We start from the raw sequence: 20663 nt of genomic DNA, 5'->3' as shown, positions 1-20663 counted from the left end.
CCGCCCGATCCTACGTCAAGGAGCAGAGACCATGTCCCACCCGGAAGCGGGCCCCAGCGCCTCGGCCCGCCGCGTCCTCGCGGTGATCCCCGCGCGCGGCGGCTCCAAGGGCGTGCCCGCGAAGAACCTCCTGCCGGTCGGCGGTGTCCCGCTGGTGGCCCGGGCGGTGCGGGAGTGCCTCGCCTCCCGGCTGGTGACCGACGTCGTCGTCTCCACCGACGACCAGGCCATTGCCACCGCCGCCCGCGAGGCCGGCGCGGAGATCGTGCTGCGTCCCGCCGCGATCGCCGGGGACACGGCGACCTCCGAGGCCGCGGTGCTGCACGCCATGGACGCCCACGAGGCCTCGCGCGGGGCGCAGGTGGACGTGGTGCTGCTGGTGCAGTGCACCAGCCCGTTCATCCTCCGCGAGGACGTGGACGGTGTCGTGGAGGCGATCGCCGGGAACGGCGCCGACACCGCGCTGACCGTGGCGCCCTTCCACGGGTTCGTCTGGCGGGACGCGGAGTACGCCGAGGCCCTGGTGGCGGCCGGCTCCGTCGCCCGGACCGGCGCCGAAGCCGGCGGCTACGGCATCAACCACGACAAGTCCTTCCGCCCGCGCCGCCAGGACCGCCCCCAGGACTTCCTGGAGACCGGCGCCGTCTACGGCATGGACGCGCCGGGCTTCCGCAAGCACCGGCACCGCTTCTTCGGCCGCACGGAACTCGTGCGCACCGACCCCGCCCGGGTCCTGGAGATCGACGATCCGCACGACCTGGCCCGCGCCCGGGCCCTGGCCCCGCTCTTCGACGCGAACAGGCCCGGCGCGCTCCCGACCGCCGACGACATCGACGCGGTCGTCCTCGACTTCGACGGCACCCAGACCGACGACCGGGTGCTCGTCGACTCCGACGGACGGGAGTTCGTCTCCGTGCACCGCGGGGACGGACTCGGCATCGCGGCCCTCCGCAGGAGCGGCCTGAAGATGCTGATCCTGTCCACGGAACAGAACCCTGTGGTCGCCGCCCGGGCCCGGAAGCTCAAGCTCCCGGTCCTGCACGGAATCGACCGCAAGGACCTCGCGCTGAAGCAGTGGTGCGAGGAGCAGGGCATCGCGCCGGAGCGCGTGCTCTACGTCGGCAACGACGTCAATGACCTCCCGTGCTTCGCCCTCGTGGGCTGGCCCGTGGCGGTCGCGAGCGCCCACGACGTCGTGCGCGGCGCCGCACGCGCGGTCACCACCGTCCCCGGTGGCGACGGCGCGATCCGAGAGATCGCCAGCTGGATCCTCGGCCCCTCTCTCGAAGTCCCCGCCAAGTCCCACACGTAAGGACATCTCTGCCATGAGCACCAACTCCCGTATCCGCCGGTTCGGTTCGCGCGAGGTCGGCCCGGGCCGCCCGGTCTACGTCTGCGGTGAGATCGGCATCAACCACAACGGCGATCTCGAGAACGCCTTCAAGCTGATCGACGCCGCCGCCGAGGCCGGCTGCGACGCCGTCAAGTTCCAGAAGCGCACCCCGGAGATCTGCACCCCGCGCGACCAGTGGGACATCGAGCGCGACACGCCCTGGGGCCGGATGACCTACATCGACTACCGCCACCGCGTGGAGTTCGGCGAGGACGAGTACCGCGCGATCGACGACTACTGCAAGTCGAAGAACATCGACTGGTTCGCCTCTCCGTGGGACACCGAGGCCGTCGCCTTCCTGGAGAAGTTCGACGTCCCCGCCCACAAGGTCGCCTCCGCCTCCCTCACCGACGACGAGCTGCTGCGCGCCCTGCGCTCCACGGGCCGCGCGGTGATCCTCTCCACCGGCATGTCGACGCCCCGGCAGATCCGTCACGCGGTCGAGGTCCTCGGCTCCGACAACATCGTGATGTGCCACGCCACGTCGACCTACCCGGCCAAGGCCGAGGAGCTCAACCTGCGCGTCATCAACACGCTCCAGCAGGAGTACCCGAACGTCCCGATCGGCTACTCCGGCCACGAGACCGGCCTGCAGACCACCCTCGCCGCGGTCGCCCTGGGCGCCACCTTCGTCGAGCGTCACATCACCCTCGACCGCGCCATGTGGGGCTCCGACCAGGCCGCCTCCGTGGAGCCGCAGGGCCTCACCCGCCTCGTCCGCGACATCCGCACCATCGAGGCCTCCCTCGGCGACGGCGTCAAGAAGGTCTACGACTCCGAGCTGGCCCCGATGAAGAAGCTGCGCCGCGTCGCCGGTGTGGTCGCCGAGGCGGAGATCGCCACGGCGGCGGGCGAGCCGGTCGGCGTCTGAGCGCACCACCCCCACACCACCCCTTACGACGGGACGGTCGTACGTCGATGAGCCCCCGCGCCGGGAACGCCGGCCCCCACACTCTCGCCTTCGTCGAGAGCCCGGTACAGCTGCTGAACGTGCTGGAGTGGGCGCACGCGCACGCGCCCGGCGTGGGGCTCACCCTCGTGGTGCTGTCGCCCGTCGACCCGATGACGCGCGGCCAGCTGCGGCGGATGTCCGACCTGGCCCGCGAGGAGGGGCACGAGGTCCGCTGGGAGGAGGCGCGCGGCGGGCCCCTGGCGCCCTTCCAGACCATCGGCGGCCTGGCCGGCCTGCTCCGCGGAGCGCGCCGGATCGTGCTGGGGGACCCCTTCTCCCGCTACGTCCAGCTGCTGCTGACGATCACCCGCGCCCGTGACCTGGTCGTCGTCGACGACGGCACGGCGACGATGGAGTTCGTCGGGCAGCTGGCCCGGGGCGAACGCCTGATGCGCTGGCACCGCAAGGGCGGCCGCCCCGGCCCGCGGGACGTGATCTTCGCGCCGGTGTCGGCCGCGGCCCGCCGCCGGCTGACCCCCGGCGACCGGCGGAACGTCGAGGTCTTCTCCTCCATGCCGCTGGAGCAGACCCCGGCGGGCGTCACGGTCACCGCCCACACCTTCGCCTGGACCCGCTCCCGCTTCGGCCCGCCCCGCATCACCAAGGGCGCGGACCTGGTGGGCACCTCCCTGGTGGAGACCGGGGTGGTGGACGACGGCCGTTACCTGGAGGCCGTCCGCGCCCTGGCGAGGGCCCATGGCGCCACCCGCTACTTCGCCCACCGCCGCGAGAGCACCGACAAGCTCCACCGCCTCGCCGTCGAGACGGGCCTGGAGATCGTCCGCCCCGAACTCCCCCTGGAACTGATCGCCCGCCGGGGCCCCATCGGCCGCACGATCCTCAGCTTCCCCTCCACGGTCGTCCACACCCTCCCCCTCGCCCTGTCCGGCACGGAGGTCCGCGTCGCGGTCTGCGACATCGACCCGGCGTGGCTGACCGAGACCGCGTCACCGCGGGCCCAGGGCTTCCTGTCGGGGGTGACGGGCACGGCGCGGGACGTCCACCGCCTGGCAGCGGTGCAGACCGTCTGAGCGGTCCGCGCACGACGCGCGTCCGGTCAGATCGCGGTCCGGTGCCGTCCAGCGCAGGGCGCCGGAGAGCCCTGGACGGGGGTGCCCCCTGCTCGGCCGAGGCCGGGAGCCCGGGGAGGCGCCAGGCCGCGCGATCCGGGCGGGCACAGCGCAAGGGCCCCTCGGGGCCGCGGGCTGTGGGCGGGGCGGCCCGGCTGGTCCCGGGAATCATGTCGTGCCCCCTGGCCGGTCCTCACGCTGCCACCACTCCACGACCGACGGGACTCGTTTCCATCGGCGCGCGGGGCGTGAGGGCTTCGGTGGTTCCACTTAGAAGGCTTCTGATGGATCTCCGCGGCGTCGCGGCGTTCGGCACGCTCCCCCAAGCTCTTCGAGCAGGGGGGACCCCCACTCGCCGCACCGGACAAAAGGCCTGGTAGCTCCGCTACAAGGCCTTCCGCCCGGCACGCCGAGAGCACGCACCGAACGCCGCTAATTCTTCCACGGAGATCCATCAGAAGCCCCCTAGCCGCGACCGCTCGGCCGGAAAGCGCCGGGCGGGGCGAGTTCCGGCTTGCGGGCCAGCAGGAACGCGCGCGGCCGCTGCTCCTCGCCCTGGGGCTCGCGCAGGACCCGGGCGTACAGCTCCAGGCCCGCCTTCGTGAGGAGGTCCGCCACGGATTCCGGCGTGCGCCAGTGGTAGTCGAGCGAGATCTCCCGGCCGTAGCGCTCGGACGCGCGCAGACGCCCGTTCTCGTCCCCGGACTGGAAGCCGAGCAGGACGGGCGCGCCCGGCGCGAGGACGCGGTGGAACTCGGCGAACGCCGACGGCAGGTGCTCGTCCGGCACGTGGATGATCGAGTAGAGCGCGACGATCCCGCCGAGCGTCTCGGCCGGCAGGTCCAGGGCCGTCATCGAGCCGACGTGGAAGCGCAGCTCCGGGTGCGCTCGGCGGGCCAGGGCCACCATGCGGGGCGAGATGTCGATCCCGAACACCGGCAGGCCGAAGCCGTGCAACCGCGCCGCCACGTACCCGGGGCCGCTGCCGAGGTCGGCGACCGGAGCCCGCGGAGACTCCCCGGGCGCCCGGGCCAGCTCCACGAACGCCGTGAGCAGGGCACTCTCCAGTGGTTTCCCGGCCAGGCTGTCGGGGTGCTCGGCGGTGTACGCCTCGGCGATGGCGTCGTAGGAGACCTGCGTGGACTGGAGGAACTCGGGAGGGCGCACGGGCGCACCCTAGCGGTGGCGCGGGTCCGGCTGATGAACACGCCCGTGTTCGCCGCGCGGGGCGTGGTATCCGTGGAAGAGGATGGATGGATACCGGAATCGTGACGCAGATGTGGCCGAAGTCACACTCCGTGGGGTGGGGTGACCGTCCAGGCCCTGAGGGCTGGCGATTTTACCCATCTCAGTTGATGGCTATGCGTCCGGTGGTCATATTTTCTTCCCCTAACGGGTTGAAGTTTTGTTGATCGGCGGTCGGCCGACCGCCCTGGCGCCCTACCCTTCAAAGGGTGAAGCAATTGATGTCAATGGAGTCCGAGGTCGATCTTCCCGGGGGAGCCGTGCTTCCCGGCGCGCTGCCCGACGCACTGCGCGCCGAGCTCATCGCGTTCCGGCGCGACCTGCACATGCACCCGGAGCTGGGCAACCAGGAGTTCCGCACGACCGCCGCGATCAAGGAGCGGCTGGAGCGGGCCGGCCTCAAGCCGCGTGTCCTCACCGTGGGGACCGGACTCGTCTGCGACATCGGTGTGGAGGGCGAGCAGTGGGCCGGTGGCCCCAGCATGCTCGCCATGCGGGCCGACATCGACGGCCTGCCCATCCCGGACACCAAGGCCGAGTGCCCCTACCGCTCGACCGTGCCCGACCGCGCGCACGCCTGCGGCCACGACGTGCACACCACCGTCGTCCTCGGCGCCGGCCTCGTCCTCGCCGAACTGCACAAACAGGGCCTGCTGCCCCGCCCCGTCCGGCTGATCTTCCAGCCCGCCGAGGAGGTGCTGCCCGGGGGTGCCGCCGACGTCATCAAGTGCGGGGCGCTGGAAGGGGTCGGCGCGATCATCGCCCTGCACTGCGACCCCCGGGTGGACGCGGGCAAGGTCGGGCTCCGGGAAGGGCCGATCACCTCCGCCTGCGACCGGCTGGAGATCGGCCTCGACGGCCCGGGCGGCCACACCGCGCGCCCTCACCTGACGACCGACCTGGTCACAGCCGCCGCCCGGGTGGTCACCGACGTGCCCGCCCTGGTCGGCCGGCGCTTCGACAGCCGCAGCGGACTCGCCATCACCTGGGGCCGCATCGAGTCGGGGCACGCGCCGAACGTGATCCCGCAGCACGCCGAGCTGTCCGGCACCGTGCGGTGCCTCGACATCGACGCGTGGCGGCAGGCCCCCGACGTCGTGGTCGGCGCGATCGACGAGGTCGCCAACCTGCACCGCGCCAAGTCGGAGATCAACTACGTGCGGGGCGTCCCGCCCGTCGTCAACGAGCCCGGCGTGACCGAGCTGCTGCGCGACGCCATGATCTCCCGGCGCGGGGTCGAGTCCGTCGAGGGCACCGAGCAGAGCCTCGGCGGCGAGGACTTCTCCTGGTACCTGGAGCACGTCCCCGGCGCGATGGCCCGCCTGGGCGTCCGCACCCCCGGCGAGCGGCACGTCCGCGACCTCCACCAGGGCGACTTCGACGTCGACGAGTCGGCCATCACGGTCGGAGTGGAGCTCTTCACGGCAGCGGCCCTGGTCAACGGCCTGCGCTAGTCCTTCCAGGAGGCACGGGGAGCTCCCACCTTCTTGGGCGCACAGGAAACGGGCGTGCCTGAAGCCACCTCCTTGGGCGCACAGGAAACCGAGCGCGCCTGAAGCCACCCTCTTGGGGGCGCGGGGAACCGCGCGACCAGCCACGACGGCGCCGCACGGGAACGACAACCCCGCGCCCCCGGTCGGCCCGTCAGTCCCGGCGACGACGCCCCCGGCGACGACAACGCCGGCCCTCGACCACCCCGGCGGCGTCTCCGGTTGCGGGCGGCGCAGCCCCACGGCAGCCTGGAGCCCGTGACGAGCAGGCACGCGCCGTGTGCCCGAGTGCACCTTTCGGCCCCGTTCGACCCCGTGGTTCACAAGGGCGTAACCGGCCATCGGCACGAATGGATAACGGCCCCGCTGCGACCCGTTCCCAGGAGTGTCTACGCGCGTTAATGTGCGCCGAACCGAGCACCCGCTGCGGGGCTTTGCAGAATGGGGAACTTCAGATGCGTCGGATTTCCAAACTGACCCGCGTCGCGGTGGGGGTCGCGTCGCTCGGGCTCGTCGCCACGGCGTGTGGCGGCACCAGCAGTGACAGCGGCGACAGCGACACCAGCGACCGCGGTGTCGCCATCGCGTACGACGTCGGCGGCAAGGGGGACCAGTCCTTCAACGACGCCGCATACGCGGGCCTGACGAAGGCCAAGGACGAGTTCGGCTACAAGACGGCCGACATCGAGCCCACCGAGGGCGAGACGGACGCCGACAAGGAACAGCGCCTCGGCTCGCTGGCCAAGCAGGGCTACAACCCGGTCATCGGTGTCGGGTTCGCCTACGGCCCGGCGATGAAGGCCGTGGCCTCCAAGTACCCGGACACCACCTTCGGCATCGTGGACTCCGTGGTCGAGGGCGAGAACGTCGCCTCCCTCGTCTTCGCCGAGGAGCAGGCCTCGTACCTCGCCGGTGTGGCCGCCGCCAAGGCCACGAAGTCGGACGTGGTCGGCTTCGTGGGCGGTGTCGACATCCCGCTGATCCACAAGTTCGAGGCCGGCTACAAGCAGGGCGTGGAGGACACCAAGCCCGGCGTGAAGGTGCTGTCCCAGTACCTGACCCAGACGGCCGAGGAGGGCGGTTTCTCCAGCCCCGACAAGGGCAAGGCCGCCGCTGAGGGCCAGATCGAGAAGAAGGCCGACGTGCTCTACGCGGCCGCCGGCCTGTCCGGCCAGGGCGTGATCGAGGCCGCCGCCAAGGCGAAGGTCTGGGCGATCGGCGTCGACTCCGACCAGTACAAGCAGCCCCCCCTCGCCCCGTACAAGGACTACATCCTCACCTCGGCCCTCAAGGACGTCGGCGGCGCGGTCTACGCGCTGTCCAAGTCGGTCGAGGACGGTAAGCCGCTGACCGGCACGCAGACCTTCGACCTGAAGGTCGACGGCGTCGGCCTGTCCGAGTCGAACCCCGAGTTCGCCGAGGTCGAGGGCCTCAAGGAGGCCGTGGACAAGGCCAAGCAGGGCATCATCGACGGCTCCATCACGGTGAAGACCGAGTAGGGCCGCGGTCGCAGGGCGACAGAGCGGGCGGACACCCCAGGTGTCCGCCCGCTTCGTGGTTCCAGGGGGAGCGGGTCACCCAGCGCCACCCCCCGTTCGCGGTCGGCGACCCCGGACCAGGGTCGGGTGATGGCTTGGCCACGGGCGCATAACAAGGTGGACAGAAGGGGTTTTCAGGCAGGTCTACGCGCGTTAATCTGCGGCGAAGCCAGCGTCGATGCTGAACCGTCCCCGGCGCTGAGCTACCCCGGGGCAGTGCGAGCACCTCCCCACGCCGCCCGGTGCGTGAACGCTCGCGCACTCCCTGGATCCGCCCGTACGACAGGAGCACCCACACATGCGCCGGATTTCCCGGATCACGGTCGCAGGCGCAGCGACCGCCTCCCTGGCCCTCGCGCTCTCCGCCTGCGGCAGCACCTCGACCTCCGGGTCGTCGGACTCGAAGGGCGACAAGGGTCTCGCCATCGCGTACGACGTCGGCGGCAAGGGCGACCAGTCCTTCAACGACGCGGCCTACGCCGGCCTCGAGCGGGCGAAGAAGGAGTTCGGGTACCAGACGGCCGACGTCGAGCCCACCGATGGCGAGACGGGCGCCGACAAGGAGCAGCGCCTCTCCTCGCTGGCGAAGCAGGGCTACAACCCGGTCATCGGCGTCGGCTACGCGTACGCCTCGGCCGTCAAGGGCGCCGCGGAGAAGTTCCCGGACACCACCTTCGGCATCGTCGACGACGCCACGATCAACACCAAGAACGTCGCCGACCTGGTCTTCAGCGAGGAGCAGGCCTCCTACCTGGCCGGTGTCGCCGCCGCCAAGAGCACCAAGTCGAACGTCGTCGGCTTCGTGGGCGGTGTGGACATCCCGCTGATCCACAAGTTCCAGGCGGGCTTCGAGCAGGGCGTCAAGGACACGAACCCGAAGGTCAAGGTCCTTTCCCAGTACCTGACCCAGACGGCCGAGGAGGGCGGTTTCTCCAGCCCCGACAAGGGCAAGACGGCCGCTGAGGGTCAGATCGAGAAGAAGGCCGACGTGGTCTACGCGGCCGCCGGCCTGTCCGGCCAGGGCGTCATCGAGGCCGCCGCCGCCAAGAAGGTGTGGGCCATCGGTGTCGACTCCGACCAGTACCAGCAGGAAGCCCTTGCCAAGTACAAGGACTTCATCCTCACCTCGGCGATGAAGGACGTCGCCAAGGCGGTGTACAACCTGGCGAAGTCGGTCGAGGACGGCAAGCCCGAGACCGGTATCGTTCGTGGCGATCTGAAGACCGGCGAGGTGGGCCTGTCGAACTCCAACCCGAAGTTCGCGGACGACGCCGAGCTCCAGGCAGCCATCAAGACGGCCAAGGAGAAGATCATCAGCGGCGAGATCAAGGTCAAGAGCAGCTGACGAGCGACTGCCTCGAAGCAGGCGGTAACCCCCGGGGTTACGTCCGCCCATCGGGGTGCGGGGAGGCTGCTCCTCGTACCCCGTCGGCGCGGGGCGTCGGACCCCTTTGTATGCCGTAGGGGCGCTACGCGCGTAGACGGCCCCCGTCCCCAGGAGAGTGCGCCATCAACGCGTCCAGCAGCCCTCCGGCCGGAGCGGCGGTCAACGAAAACGAATCGGTGACCGCCGTCGAACTCGCCGGGATCACCAAGCGTTTCCCCGGTGTCGTGGCCAACCACGACATCCACCTCAGCGTCCGCAAGGGCACCGTCCACGCCCTCGTCGGCGAGAACGGCGCCGGCAAGTCGACGCTGATGAAGATCCTCTACGGCATGCAGAAGCCGGACGAGGGCACCATCGCCGTCAACGGCGAGCAGGTCAGCTTCTCCTCGCCGGCCGACGCGATCGTCCGCGGCATCGGCATGGTCCACCAGCACTTCATGCTCGCCGACAACCTCACGGTCCTCGAGAACGTCGTCCTCGGCAGTGAGAAGCTCCACGGCATCGGCGCCAAGGCCCGCCGCAAGATCAAGGACCTCTCCGAGCGCTACGGCCTCGGCGTCAAGCCCGACCTCCTGGTCGAGGAGCTCGGCGTCGCCGCCCGGCAGCGCGTGGAGATCCTCAAGGTCCTCTACCGCGGCGCCACCACCCTCATCCTCGACGAGCCGACCGCCGTACTCGTCCCGCAGGAGGTCGACGCGCTCTTCGCCAACCTGCGCGAACTGCGCTCCGAGGGCCTGTCGGTCATCTTCATCTCGCACAAGCTCGGCGAGGTGCTCTCCGTCGCCGACGAGATCACCGTCATCCGCCGCGGCACCACCGTCGGCACGGCCGTCCCCGCCGAGACCACCCCGCGCCAGCTCGCGGAGATGATGGTCGGCAGCGAGCTGCCCACGCCCGAGACGGCCGAGTCCACGGTCACCGACCGCCCGGTCATCAGCGTCGACAAGCTGCGCCTGGCGGCCCCCGGCGGCAAGGCCCTCCTCGACGACATCACCTTCACCATCCACGCGGGCGAGGTCCTCGGTATCGCCGGAGTCGAGGGCAACGGCCAGACCGAACTGGTCGACGCCCTCATCGGCCTCAAGCACGCCGACTCCGGCACCATCCGGCTCGCCGACGAGGAGATCACCGCCTGGCCCACCCGCAGGCGCCGCGAGCAGGGCATCGGCTACATCCCCGAGGACCGGCACCGCCACGGCCTCCTCCTGGAGGCACCCCTCTGGGAGAACCGCATCCTCGGTCACGTCACCGAGAAGCCCCTCGCCAAGGGCGTCTGGCTGGACCCAAAGGCCGCCCAGGAGGACACCCGCCGCATCGTCGAGGCGTACGACGTGCGCACCCCCGGCATCGACGTCACCGCCGCCTCCCTGTCCGGCGGCAACCAGCAGAAGCTGATCGTCGGCCGCGAGATGAGCCACAAGCCGCGCTTCCTCATCGCCGCCCACCCGACCCGGGGCGTGGACGTCGGCGCCCAGGCCGCCATCTGGGACCACATCCGCGAGGCCCGCCACGAGGGCCTGGCCGTGCTGCTGATCTCCGCCGACCTGGACGAGCTGATCGGCCTGTCCGACACGCTGCGCGTGATCTACGACGGCAAGCTGGTCGCGGACGCCGACCCGGCCACCATCACCCCCGAGGAGCTCGGCTCGGCCATGACCGGTGCCGCCGCAGGGCACCTCGAGCACGACGACACCCCCGAGACCTCGAAGGCAGACGCCCCCGAGTCTCCGGAAGACGAGGCCCGCTGATGAAGAAGTTCGACAAGGAGCGCGTGCTCCTCGCGGTGGCCGGGCCGGTCATCGCGCTAGCCGTGGCCTTCGTCCTGAGCGCGATCGTGCTGATCGCGTCCGGCAAGAGCCCGTTCGAGCCGTTCGCCTTGATGTTCGAGCAGCTGGGCTTCTCCGACATCCAGGTCCTGATCATCAACCAGGCCTCGATGTACTACATCGCGGCCCTCGCGGTGGCCATCGGCTTCCGGATGAACCTGTTCAACATCGGCGTCGACGGCCAGTACCAGCTCGGCGCCATGATGGCCGCCATCGTCGGCGCGCACATGAACCTGCCAGCCGTCCTGCAGGTCCCGCTGCTGCTCCTGACGGCCGTCTTCACCGGCGCCTTCTGGTCCGGCATCGCCGGTGTCCTCAAGGTCACCCGCGGCGTCAGCGAGGTCGTCGCCACGATCATGCTCAACGCGGTCGCCACCTCCGTGATCGCCTACCTGTGGCTGCCGACCGTCTTCGGTGTGAAGGTCGGCAACAACAACACCACCGGCGAGATGTCCGAGACCGGCTGGATCCCCGGCATCCCCATGGGCCCGGCCGGCGAGATCTACGGCCTGGTGGTGCTCGCCGTCCTGCTCGGCATCGGCTACTGGGTCGTCCTCAACCGCACCCGCTTCGGCTTCGACCTGCGCGCCTCCGGCGCGTCGCAGACCGCCGCCGCGGCCAGCGGCGTGGACCCGGGGCGCATGGTGCTCAGCGCCATGCTGATCTCCGGCGGCATCGCGGGCCTCGCCGGCCTGCCGATCCTGCTCGGCGACACCCACACCTACAGCCTGAACTTCCCCACCGGTATCGGCTTCCTCGGCATCGGCATCGCCCTGCTCGGCCGCAACAGCCCCGTGGGCATCGCCTTCGCCGCCCTGCTGTGGGCCTGGCTCGACAAGGCCTCGCCCGAGCTGGACTTCCACGGCTACGACAAGGAGATCGCGGTCATCATGCAGGGCCTGATCGTGCTCTCGGTCGTCGTCTCCTACGAGGCCGTCCGCGAATGGGGGCTGCGCCGCCAGCAGCGCCGCGTCGGCGCCGAACTCGCCGCCGGTCACGTCCTCGGCGCTCAGAACACGAAGGAGGTGGCTGGCCGATGACCACCGCGTCCGACGTCAACCAGCCCACGCTGCAGCCCGCGGCGCCGACCGGCCGCCGCCTGTCGTGGCCCGTCCTGCTGCTCATCATCGCCGGCGGACTGGCGCTCACCTCGATCGTCCGCCTCATCACCGGTGCCAACGGCATCACCAACGTCAGCCAGATGTCCACCGCGCTGCAGCTCGCCGTGCCGATCGGCCTCGCCGGTCTCGGCGGCCTGTGGGCCGAACGCGCGGGCGTGATCAACATCGGCCTCGAGGGCATGATGATCCTCGGCACCTGGTTCGGAGCCTGGGCCGGCTTCCAGTGGGGCCCGTGGACCGGTGTCCTGGTCGGCATCGCCGGCGGCGCGATCGGCGGTCTGCTGCACGCCTTCGTCACCGTCACCTTCAACGTCAACCACATCGTCTCCGGTGTGGCCATCAACATCCTCGCCCTCGGCGCCACCCGCTACCTCGCGCCCCTCGCCTTCGAGGGCCACACGGGCGGCTCCGCCAAGCAGTCCCCGGCGGTGGAATCCCTCGGCAACTTCACCGTGCCGGGCCTGTCCGACGCGCTCAGGGACCTCAACGACCAGGGCTGGTTCTTCGTCTCCGACATCGCCGGCCTGCTCGGCGGCCTGGTCACCGACGTCTCCTGGCTGACCCTGATCGCCATCGGGCTGATCCCCGCCACCTGGTGGATCCTGTGGCGCACGGCCTTCGGCCTGCGGCTGCGCTCCTGCGGTGAGAACCCGGTCGCCGCCGAGTCCCTCGGCGTCAACGTCTACAAGTACAAGTACATCGCCGTCGTCATCTCCGGCGGTCTGGCCGGCCTCGGCGGTGTCTTCCTGTCCATCGTGGCCAACCCCTTCTACCTGGAGGGCCAGGTCAGCGGCCGCGGCTTCATCGGCCTCGCGGCGATGATCTTCGGCAACTGGATGCCGGGCGGCCTCGCCCTCGGAGCCGGCCTGTTCGGCTACACCGACAGCCTCAACCTGCGCGGCGGCTCCGCCAACGTGCACGCCCTGCTGCTGCTCGGCGCGCTGCTGCTGGTCATCGGCGCCATCTGGCTGGTGGTCCGCAAGAAGTACGTCCCGGCCGTGGTCACTCTGGTCCTGGGCGCCCTGGTGTTCGCCTGGTACGCCACCACCGACGAGGTCCCGAACCAGGTCGTCTCCGCCACGCCGTACGTCATCACCCTGGTGGTCCTCGCGCTGTCCGCCCAGCGTCTGCGGATGCCGAGGGCGAACGGCATGCAGTACCGGAAGGGGCAGGGCAAGTGACCGACGCCGACCCGGCCGTCGACTGGGAGAAGCTGCGCGCGGTGGCCCGGGACGCCATGTCCCGGGCGTACGCCCCGTACTCCGGCTACCCGGTCGGCGTGGCCGCCCTCGTCGACGACGGCCGGATCATCTCCGGCTGCAACGTCGAGAACGCCTCGTACGGGGTCGGCCTGTGCGCCGAGTGCGGCCTGGTCTCCGAGCTGCACAACACCGGCGGCGGCCGTCTGACGCACTTCACCTGCGTCGACCGCGACGGTGCCGCGCTCGTCCCGTGCGGCCGCTGCCGCCAGCTGCTCCACGAGTTCGGCGGCCCGGACCTCCTGCTGGAGACCCCGGCGGGCATCCTGCCGCTGTCGGAGATGCTGCCCCAGGCTTTCGGCCCGGGCCACCTCAGCACGTAATTCCCGTGCGGCCTCTCTGAGTCGCTGAGCGACCGGCTCAGAGAGGCCGCACGGCTTCTGGAACCGTTCCTGTGGACTGAGCAGAAGTGAGTCCGCTCAGCCGCACGCCCCGAACGGTCTTGGGCGTACTGGTCCCCGGCGTACTCAGCCCCGGGGCAGCGACACGGATCCCGTCCGTGGTCCGGGCCCGGGAGGCCGGTTCCCTGTGCGACCTGACCATGTGGGTGTAGCCAGAGGCGACGGGGAGGCCCCGAACCATCACTCCGGTGGAGCGGGGGCCCCGCACACCGGCGCCACGCCCGGTGTCCCAGATCGCACGACCACCGTAGCCCGAACGGCCCAGCACACCGCAAGCCAGGAAGCCGACCATCACACGATCGAGCTGACTCGACCTCGTGCACACCTCCTGGCGAACAGCTACCCACCCTCGGAAGGAAGCCCAAGCCATGGCCATGGACGCCATCTCCGTCATCCGCACCAAGCGGGACCGCGGTGAGCTCAGCGACGAGCAGATCGACTGGGTCATCGACGCGTACACCCGCGGGGAGGTCGCCGACGAGCAGATGTCCTCCCTCGCGATGGCCATCCTGCTCAACGGCATGAACCGCCGTGAGATCGCCCGCTGGACGGCCGCGATGATCGCCTCCGGCGAGCGCATGGACTTCTCGTCCCTGTCCCGCCCCACGGCCGACAAGCACTCCACGGGCGGCGTCGGCGACAAGATCACACTGCCGCTGGCCCCCCTGGTCGCCGCCTGTGGCGCGGCCGTCCCCCAGCTGTCGGGCCGGGGCCTCGGCCACACCGGCGGCACCCTGGACAAGCTGGAGTCGATCCCCGGCTGGCGTGCGCTGCTGTCCAACGAGGAGATGCTGAACGTCCTCGACACCACCGGCGCGGTGATCTGCGCGGCGGGCGACGGCCTGGCCCCCGCCGACAAGAAGCTCTACGCCCTCCGGGACGTCACCGGCACCGTCGAGGCCATCCCGCTGATCGCCTCCTCGATCATGTCCAAGAAGATCGCCGAGGGCACGGGCTCGCTGGTCCTGGATGTGAAGGCCGGCACCGGTGCCTTCATGCGGACGCTCGAGGATGCCCGCGAACTGGCCTCCACCATGGTCGGCCTGGGCACCGACCACGGTGTGAAGACGGTCGCGCTCCTCACGGACATGGACACCCCGCTCGGCCTCACGGCCGGCAACGCCCTGGAGGTCCGCGAGTCGGTGGAGGTCCTGGCGGGCGGCGGCCCCGCGGACGTGGTCGAGCTGACGATCGCCCTGGCCCGCGAGATGCTCGACGCGGCGGGTGTCAGGGACGCCGACCCCGCGAAGGCCCTGGCCGACGGCTCGGCGATGGACGTCTGGCGCCGCATGATCACGGCCCAGGGCGGCGACCCGGACGCGGCGCTTCCGGTGGCCCGCGAACAGCACGTGATCAAGGCCCCGGCCTCGGGTGTCCTCACCCGCCTCGACGCCTACGACATCGGCGTCGCCGCCTGGCGCCTCGGCGCGGGACGTGCCCGCAAGGAGGACCCGGTCCAGGCGGGCGCGGGCATCGAGATGCACGCCAAGCCGGGCGACGAGGTCACCGAGGGCCAGCCCCTCCTGACCCTCCACACGGACACCCCGGAACGCTTCGAGTACGCGCTCGGGGCGGTCGGGGGCTCCTACGACATCGCGGCGCCGGGGACGGACTTCACGGCATCGCCGGTGGTGCTGGAGCGGATCGCCTGACCTGGGCCTTTCTCGTCCGGCGAACGGAACCGGTCGGGACCGGCGGACCGCCGCCGGTCCCGACCGGCGCGTCGGATGCGCACCAATGAGCGCGCTTGAGGGCGACCACGTACTGCGCGCTTGAGGGCGACCACGTGCTGACGCACAACGCGCGGGACGAGCCGGTCCGGCTCCGCGAGCACACCGGCGCTCTCCCCGGGGGGCAGAGCCGAGATCATCGACACCCCGCGAAGGTGATCCTCGCGGTGCCCGGACGGTCACCCCCCGATGAGTTACCGCCGCCCGCCCGGTCTACCGATCGTGGACGCCATGACACCGCCCGTGCTCGTACTGGCCGGCCCTGTCACCCGGGACGAGGTGAGAGGGCTGAGCGACGACGTACGGGCACTGCTGCACACCGGCGGTGCCCGGGTCGTGGTGTGCGATGTCGGGAGCCTCGGGCCACCGGGGCTCGCCACCGTCGACCTGCTCGCGCGGCTCCAGCTGGCCGCCCGGAGGGAGGGAGGGCGGATACGGCTGCGCGATCCCGACCCGGCCCTACGCGCCCTGCTCGACCTCGTCGGTCTCCGCTTCGAGGTGGAGGGGCAGGTCGAAGAGCGGGAACCAGCGCTGGGTGTCGAGGAAGCAGTGGAACCCGGTGATCCGGCCGTCTGAGATCTCCAGCACCTGGACGGCCCACGGCGTGAAGCCGCCCTTGTCCGGGTCCGGCTTGTACTGGGCGAACCCCGGCAGGCCGTTGACCTGCACGGGCACCAGCCGGGAGCCCGCGCAGGGCGCGCCGAGGGTGGTCATGAAGCCGGTGATGTCCCGCACGCCGGTCAGCCACAGGTCGAACGGCGGCATCGTCATGACCGCGTCCTCGTGCAGCAGGGTGGTCAGCGCCGACATGTCGTAGCCCTCGAAGGCCGCCACATAGCGGTCCAGCAGCTTCTGCTGGTCCTCGTCCAGCGGGTCGGACACGACCGCGTCGGCGCCCGCCTCCTGCCGCTCGGCGAGGGTCGCGCGGGCCCGCTGGAGGGCGCTGTTGACCGACGCCACCGAGGTGCCCAGCAGCTCGGCGACCTCGCTGGCCCTCCAGGCCAGCACCTCGCGCAGGATCAGCACGGCCCGCTGCTTGGCCGGCAGCCGCTGAAGGGCGGCCATGAAGGCGAGCCGCACGGACTCCTTGGCTATCGCCGCCTCCGCCGGGTCGTCGGTCGTGGGCAGCACACGGGCGTCCGGCATGGGCTCCAGCCAGGTGTTGTCCGGGCGGGGGGAGAGGGCCGCCTGGGCGAGCGGGGTGGACTCGGTCAGGTCCATGGGCCGGGCGCGCTTGTTCCCCGCGGTCAGCATGTCCAGGCACACGTTGGTGGCGATGCGGTAGAGCCAGGAGCGCAGGCTGGAGCGGCCCTCGAACGTGGCGTAGCTGCGCCAGGCGCGGACCATCGTGTCCTGCACCGCGTCCTCGGCCTCGAAGGAGGAGCCGAGCATCCGGTAGCAGTACCCCGTCAGCTCGGTGCGGTGTGCCTCCAGCCTGGTGTCCAGGTCTGTCGGTGTCGCCGTGCCGTTCGTCATCGTCCACCCACCCCTGTGGAAGTTCCGTCACGCGCCTTCGCGTCCCAGCACTTGGGAAGCTACCGCAGCCCACTGACAACGGCCCTTCGAGCGCACGAGGGCGCAGGTCGCAGCACGTGATCCAGACCGGCCCGGAGCACGTCACACACGCCGCACCGCCACCGGATCCGCCTCACGCCAGCCGCCCCACGCGAGCCGGCGTCACGCGAGCCGCCCCACACGATCCGCGTCACGCGAGTTGCTTCACCGACATCAGCAGATGCCGGTGCCCCCCGTCGGCCGCTCCGTGCGCGTCCACGGCGTGCAACAGCGCCCGCTGCCCCGCCCCCAGCAGCTCCAGCCGTACGCGCGGGCTCTCGAAGGACGTCAGCGCGTCCAGCAGGTAGGCCGGATTGAACGCCACCGGCATCTCCTCGGCGCCGGTCAGCGTGGCCGGCAGCCGCTGGGCCGCCACGTCGTCCCCGTAGCCGGCGCCCAGCAGCACGAATCCGTCGGCCGAGAAGTCCAGCCGTACCGGACTGTTCGCCTCGGCCACCACCGCGACCCGCCGCACCCCCTCCGCGAGCCCCTCGCGATCCACCTCGGCGACCGCGGCCCCGGCCATGCCGAACAGCGACGTGTACGCGGGCAGCCGTCCGTCCAGCAGCCGCAGCGCGGTCCGGGTCGGTCCGCCCGCGAACCCGATGAGGCCACCGCCCCCGCCCGGCTCCCGTCCGATCACCACCTCGCCGCAGCGCCCCAGCGTCCGCGCGAGGTCCAGCAGCCGCCGTGCGGGCAGCAGCGCCTCCACGGCACCCTCGCCGGCCGCCACCCCCGGCTTCCACTCCAGCCGCCGCACGGCGTAGCGGTAGCGGTCCGAGGCGGCCAGCGTCATCTCCCCGCCCTCGAGGCGCAGGTGGACGCCCGTCAGCAGGGGCAGTGTGTCGTCGCGGCCGGCGGCCACGGCGACCTGGGCCACGGCGGTCGCGAACGCGGCGGCGTCCACCGTGCCGTAGGGCGCGGGCGGCACCGGCAGGGCCGGGTACTCGGCGAGCGGCAGTGTCGACAGCCCGAAGCGTGTGCCGTCGGCCTCCACCGCGAACCGCGAGGCCTCCAGCGCACAGCTCACCGGACCCTCCGGCAGGACCCGGCAGACGTCCACCAGCCGCCGCCCCGGGACGAGCACCCGCCCGGCCACCGCGACCTCCGTCCCGGCCTCCACCCGCACCGCCGCCTCGAAGTCGAACCCCGTCACGGCCAGCCGTCCCGCGTCCGCCTCCAGCAGCAGCCCGCCCAGCACCGGCACCGGCGTCCGCGCGGGCAGGGCGCGCACGGCCTGGCCCACGGCCTCGGCGAGCGCCGTACGGTCGATGCGGAACTCCATGGAAAATCCCCCTGCTCGGTCCGGTGGTCAGCGGACGCGGACGTTATCCGCACCCTCTGACAACCGGCCCCGACCAGGGGGAACAGTCCGGCTTCGAGATTCAGGCAGCCGTCGTCAGGCGTCGCTGCGTCCGTGCCGCCCGGGTCCCGAACACCGTGATCGTCACGACGCCCAGCACGGCGAGCAGACCGATCCCGACCGTCCCGGCCCAGCCGCCCGCGTGGAAGGCGAGGGCGCCGACGGTGCTGCCCGCGCTGGAGCCGACGTAGTACGCCGACTGGTACAGCGCGGACGCCTGGGCGCGGCCGTGGGAGGCCGTCTTGCTGACCGCCGAGGAGGCCACCGCGTGGCCCGCGAAGAAGCCCGCCGTGATGAGGACCAGGCCCAGCAGGACCAGCGGGAGCGAGCCCGCCAGGGACAGCAGCAGACCCGCCGCCGTCGTGCCGGCGCCCGCGTACAGCGCGCCCCGGCGGCCCAGCCGGCCCACCAGGCGTCCGGCCGTGGACGCCGACACCGTACCGACGAGGTACACGAGGAAGATCGAGCCGATGATGCCCTGCGGCAGCGAGAACGGGGCCTCGGTCAGCCGGTAGCCGATGACCGTGTACACACCGCCGAACACCGTCATGAACAGCGCGCCGATGGCGTACAGCCGGCACAGCAGCGGGTTGGACAGGTGGTCGCGGACCGTCCGGGCCAGGACGCGCGGCCGCAGCGAACCGGCCTTGAAGTTCTTCGGGGCGGGCAGCAGCAGCCGGAAGGCCACCGCGCAGGCCACGGCGAGCGCGCCGATCACGCCGACGGCGATCCGCCAGCCCCACTCCTGCGCGACCCAGCCGGTGATGACCCGGCCGCTCATCCCGCCGACGCTGTTGCCCGCGACGAACAGCCCGATCGCGGTGATCAGGGCCTTCGGGCTGACCTCCTCGGCGAGGTACGCGGTGGCCGACGCCGGCAGCCCGGCCAGGGCCGCGCCCTGGAGGGCCCGCAGCGCGACCAGGACACCGAGGGAGGGGGCGAGGGGCACCAGCACACCGACGGTCACCGCCACGGCCAGCGAGGCCGTCATGACCGTACGCCGTCCGAAGCGCTCGGACAGGGCGCTCATCGGCAGCACGAACAGCGCCAGCCCGCCCGTCGCGGCGGCCACCGTCCAGCTCGCGTCGCTCGCCGTCACCCCGAACTCACCGGAGATGAGCGGGAGCAGCGCCTGGGTCGAGTACAGCAGCGCGAAGGTCGCCACACCCGCGAGGAAGAGGGCGAAGCTCATCCGGCGGTAGCCGGGCCCGCCCGGGGACACACGTGAGTCGGTGGCAGGGACAGAGGCATCGGCGCCCACGATCGTGGACGCCCCGGTACTGGCGGGAGACATGCCTCGAACGTACGGACGCCTCCACTGATCCGTCCAATGCACGGAACGGCCATAATCGTTCCCATGGTGCATCAACCGAGTTCACGGCCTCGCCTGTCACCGTCCAGTGACACAGAAGACATGGCGGAGATGTCGAAGGTGCTGGCGCCCCGCCTCGCGTACTTCGCCGGCGTCGCCCGTACCGAGCACGTCACCCGTGCCGCCCAGGAGATGAACGTCCCCCAGTCGACGCTCTCGAGGTCGATGGCCCGTCTGGAGCAGGACCTGGGCGTCGACCTGTTCGCCCGCCGCGGCCGCACGGTCTCCCTCACCCCGGCCGGCCGCACCTTCCTCACCTCCGTCGAGCGGGCCCTGGCCGAGGTCGAGCGCGCCGCCGAGGAGGTACGCGCCGACGCCGACCCCACCAGCGGCAAGGTCGCCTTCGGCTTCCTGCACACCATGGGCGCCGAGACGGTCCCCGGCCTCCTCCACGCCTTCCGCGCCGACCACCCTCGCGTCCGCTTCAGCCTCGTCCAGAACTACGGCGAGGCCATGCTGGAACGGCTGCGGGCCGGTGAACTCGACCTGTGCCTGACGTCGCCGGTCCCGGACGCCCCCGACCTGGTGGCGCGCCGCCTCGACGAGCAGAAGCTCCGTCTGGTCGTCCCCGCCGACCACTCCCTCGCCGGGCGCCGCCGTATCCGTCTCGCCGAGGCCGCCGACGAAACCTTCGTCACCCTGGAACCCGGCTACGGCCTGCGCCGCATCACCGACGACCTCTGCAAGGAGGCCGGGTTCAAGCCCCGCATCGCCTTCGAGGGGGAGGAGGCGGAAACCCTGCGCGGCCTGGTGGCGGCGGGCCTGGGCGTGGCCCTCCTGCCCCCGCCGGCGGTCCCGCGCCCGGGGGTGGTGGAACTGACGGTCACGGCCCCCCGGGCGGCCCGCGAGATCGGGGTGGCCTGGCTGGAAGGCCACCCGGACACACCCCCGGTGGCGGCCTTCAAGAGGTTCCTGCTCTCGAGGAGGGGCAGTCTGCTGCCCTAGTCAGGGGCGCGGGGAAG

17 protein-coding genes are annotated in these 20663 nt (G+C 71.5%); 13 read left to right on the top strand and 4 right to left on the bottom strand.

From position 1 onward, the window contains the following. Window positions 1-31 precede the first annotated feature (31 nt). From ACZ5TL_RS27355 to ACZ5TL_RS27345, 3 genes are read left to right on the top strand one after another with little or no spacing between them, the layout of a single operon-like run. Window positions 32-1312, top strand: a complete 1281-nt coding sequence (locus tag ACZ5TL_RS27355; protein WP_468593057.1) for a cytidylyltransferase domain-containing protein — start codon at window positions 32-34, stop codon at window positions 1310-1312. 13 nt (window positions 1313-1325) lie between these two features. Further along, a complete protein-coding gene (locus ACZ5TL_RS27350; protein ID WP_468593055.1) occupies window positions 1326-2264 on the top strand; it encodes an N-acetylneuraminate synthase family protein in 939 nt (312 codons plus the stop codon). A 47-nt stretch (window positions 2265-2311) separates the two neighbouring features. Then, a complete protein-coding gene (locus tag ACZ5TL_RS27345; protein WP_468593054.1) occupies window positions 2312-3376 on the top strand; it encodes a ferritin family protein in 1065 nt (354 codons plus the stop codon). 504 nt (window positions 3377-3880) lie between these two features. On the opposite strand, the gene ACZ5TL_RS27340 is transcribed toward ACZ5TL_RS27345, so the two are convergent. Next, window positions 3881-4582 (bottom strand): class I SAM-dependent methyltransferase, encoded by a 702-nt coding sequence (locus tag ACZ5TL_RS27340; RefSeq protein ID WP_468593053.1) that lies wholly within the window; start codon window positions 4580-4582, stop codon window positions 3881-3883. Window positions 4583-4881: 299 nt separating this feature from the next. On the opposite strand from ACZ5TL_RS27340, the gene ACZ5TL_RS27335 reads away from it, so the two are divergent. From ACZ5TL_RS27335 to ACZ5TL_RS27295, 9 genes are all read left to right on the top strand, one after another. Next, window positions 4882-6114 carry a M20 family metallopeptidase gene (locus tag ACZ5TL_RS27335; RefSeq protein WP_468593052.1) on the top strand — a complete coding sequence of 411 codons (1233 nt, stop codon included), beginning with the start codon at window positions 4882-4884 and terminating at the stop codon, window positions 6112-6114. A 491-nt stretch (window positions 6115-6605) separates the two neighbouring features. Next, window positions 6606-7649: a BMP family lipoprotein gene (locus tag ACZ5TL_RS27330; RefSeq protein WP_468593050.1), complete on the top strand. Its 1044-nt coding sequence runs from the start codon at window positions 6606-6608 to the stop codon at window positions 7647-7649. 337 nt (window positions 7650-7986) lie between these two features. Continuing rightward, a complete protein-coding gene (locus ACZ5TL_RS27325; RefSeq protein WP_468593049.1) occupies window positions 7987-9033 on the top strand; it encodes a BMP family lipoprotein in 1047 nt (348 codons plus the stop codon). Between the two features lie 218 nt (window positions 9034-9251). Then, on the top strand, window positions 9252-10823 hold the full coding sequence (locus ACZ5TL_RS27320; protein ID WP_384165777.1) for an ABC transporter ATP-binding protein: 1572 nt from the start codon (window positions 9252-9254) through the stop codon (window positions 10821-10823). Beyond that, window positions 10823-11941 carry an ABC transporter permease gene (locus ACZ5TL_RS27315; RefSeq protein ID WP_468593048.1) on the top strand — a complete coding sequence of 373 codons (1119 nt, stop codon included), beginning with the start codon at window positions 10823-10825 and terminating at the stop codon, window positions 11939-11941. The genes ACZ5TL_RS27320 and ACZ5TL_RS27315 overlap by 1 nt, the downstream gene beginning before the upstream one ends. Further along, a complete protein-coding gene (locus ACZ5TL_RS27310; RefSeq protein WP_468593047.1) occupies window positions 11938-13203 on the top strand; it encodes an ABC transporter permease in 1266 nt (421 codons plus the stop codon). The genes ACZ5TL_RS27315 and ACZ5TL_RS27310 overlap by 4 nt, the downstream gene beginning before the upstream one ends. Next, window positions 13200-13604, top strand: coding sequence for a cytidine deaminase (locus ACZ5TL_RS27305; RefSeq protein ID WP_468593046.1), 405 nt, complete (start codon window positions 13200-13202; stop codon window positions 13602-13604). The genes ACZ5TL_RS27310 and ACZ5TL_RS27305 overlap by 4 nt, the downstream gene beginning before the upstream one ends. Before the next feature lie 446 nt (window positions 13605-14050). Beyond that, window positions 14051-15334 carry a thymidine phosphorylase gene (locus ACZ5TL_RS27300; RefSeq protein WP_468593045.1) on the top strand — a complete coding sequence of 428 codons (1284 nt, stop codon included), beginning with the start codon at window positions 14051-14053 and terminating at the stop codon, window positions 15332-15334. Between the two features lie 267 nt (window positions 15335-15601). Then, a complete protein-coding gene (locus ACZ5TL_RS27295) occupies window positions 15602-15988 on the top strand; it encodes an STAS domain-containing protein (protein ID WP_468593044.1) in 387 nt (128 codons plus the stop codon). Here the strand turns inward: ACZ5TL_RS27295 and ACZ5TL_RS27290 are convergent. The 3 genes from ACZ5TL_RS27290 to ACZ5TL_RS27280 form a co-directional block, all read right to left on the bottom strand. Then, window positions 15872-16888 (bottom strand): sigma-70 family RNA polymerase sigma factor, encoded by a 1017-nt coding sequence (locus ACZ5TL_RS27290; RefSeq protein ID WP_468593042.1) that lies wholly within the window; start codon window positions 16886-16888, stop codon window positions 15872-15874. The genes ACZ5TL_RS27295 and ACZ5TL_RS27290 overlap by 117 nt on opposite strands. Window positions 16889-17117: 229 nt before the next feature. Further along, the gene (gene dnaN, locus ACZ5TL_RS27285) at window positions 17118-18251 is read right to left on the bottom strand and encodes a DNA polymerase III subunit beta (protein WP_468593040.1); all 1134 of its coding nucleotides are present in this window, start codon (window positions 18249-18251) and stop codon (window positions 17118-17120) included. Window positions 18252-18351: 100 nt separating this feature from the next. After that, a complete protein-coding gene (locus ACZ5TL_RS27280) occupies window positions 18352-19623 on the bottom strand; it encodes an MFS transporter (protein WP_468593039.1) in 1272 nt (423 codons plus the stop codon). Window positions 19624-19686: 63 nt separating this feature from the next. Here ACZ5TL_RS27280 and ACZ5TL_RS27275 point away from each other — a divergent pair, with 63 nt between their 5' ends. Further along, the gene (locus ACZ5TL_RS27275; protein WP_468593037.1) at window positions 19687-20646 is read left to right on the top strand and encodes a LysR family transcriptional regulator; all 960 of its coding nucleotides are present in this window, start codon (window positions 19687-19689) and stop codon (window positions 20644-20646) included. Window positions 20647-20663 lie beyond the last annotated feature (17 nt).

It is taken from the genome of Streptomyces sp. NPDC033136 (assembly GCF_055578235.1).
This window is presented reverse-complemented; position numbering and strand designations above follow the sequence as displayed.

Coding starts and splice junctions, on each gene's coding strand:
- ACZ5TL_RS27355 (WP_468593057.1), top strand. CDS start 32: ATGTCCCACCCGGAAGCGGGCCCCAGCGCCTCGGCCCGCCGCGTCCTC.
- ACZ5TL_RS27350 (WP_468593055.1), top strand. CDS start 1,326: ATGAGCACCAACTCCCGTATCCGCCGGTTCGGTTCGCGCGAGGTCGGC.
- ACZ5TL_RS27345 (WP_468593054.1), top strand. CDS start 2,312: ATGAGCCCCCGCGCCGGGAACGCCGGCCCCCACACTCTCGCCTTCGTC.
- ACZ5TL_RS27335 (WP_468593052.1), top strand. CDS start 4,882: ATGTCAATGGAGTCCGAGGTCGATCTTCCCGGGGGAGCCGTGCTTCCC.
- ACZ5TL_RS27330 (WP_468593050.1), top strand. CDS start 6,606: ATGCGTCGGATTTCCAAACTGACCCGCGTCGCGGTGGGGGTCGCGTCG.
- ACZ5TL_RS27325 (WP_468593049.1), top strand. CDS start 7,987: ATGCGCCGGATTTCCCGGATCACGGTCGCAGGCGCAGCGACCGCCTCC.
- ACZ5TL_RS27315 (WP_468593048.1), top strand. CDS start 10,823: ATGAAGAAGTTCGACAAGGAGCGCGTGCTCCTCGCGGTGGCCGGGCCG.
- ACZ5TL_RS27310 (WP_468593047.1), top strand. CDS start 11,938: ATGACCACCGCGTCCGACGTCAACCAGCCCACGCTGCAGCCCGCGGCG.
- ACZ5TL_RS27300 (WP_468593045.1), top strand. CDS start 14,051: ATGGCCATGGACGCCATCTCCGTCATCCGCACCAAGCGGGACCGCGGT.
- ACZ5TL_RS27295 (WP_468593044.1), top strand. CDS start 15,602: ATGAGTTACCGCCGCCCGCCCGGTCTACCGATCGTGGACGCCATGACA.
- ACZ5TL_RS27290 (WP_468593042.1), bottom strand. CDS start 16,888: ATGACGAACGGCACGGCGACACCGACAGACCTGGACACCAGGCTGGAG.
- dnaN (WP_468593040.1), bottom strand. CDS start 18,251: ATGGAGTTCCGCATCGACCGTACGGCGCTCGCCGAGGCCGTGGGCCAG.
- ACZ5TL_RS27280 (WP_468593039.1), bottom strand. CDS start 19,623: ATGTCTCCCGCCAGTACCGGGGCGTCCACGATCGTGGGCGCCGATGCC.
- ACZ5TL_RS27275 (WP_468593037.1), top strand. CDS start 19,687: ATGGTGCATCAACCGAGTTCACGGCCTCGCCTGTCACCGTCCAGTGAC.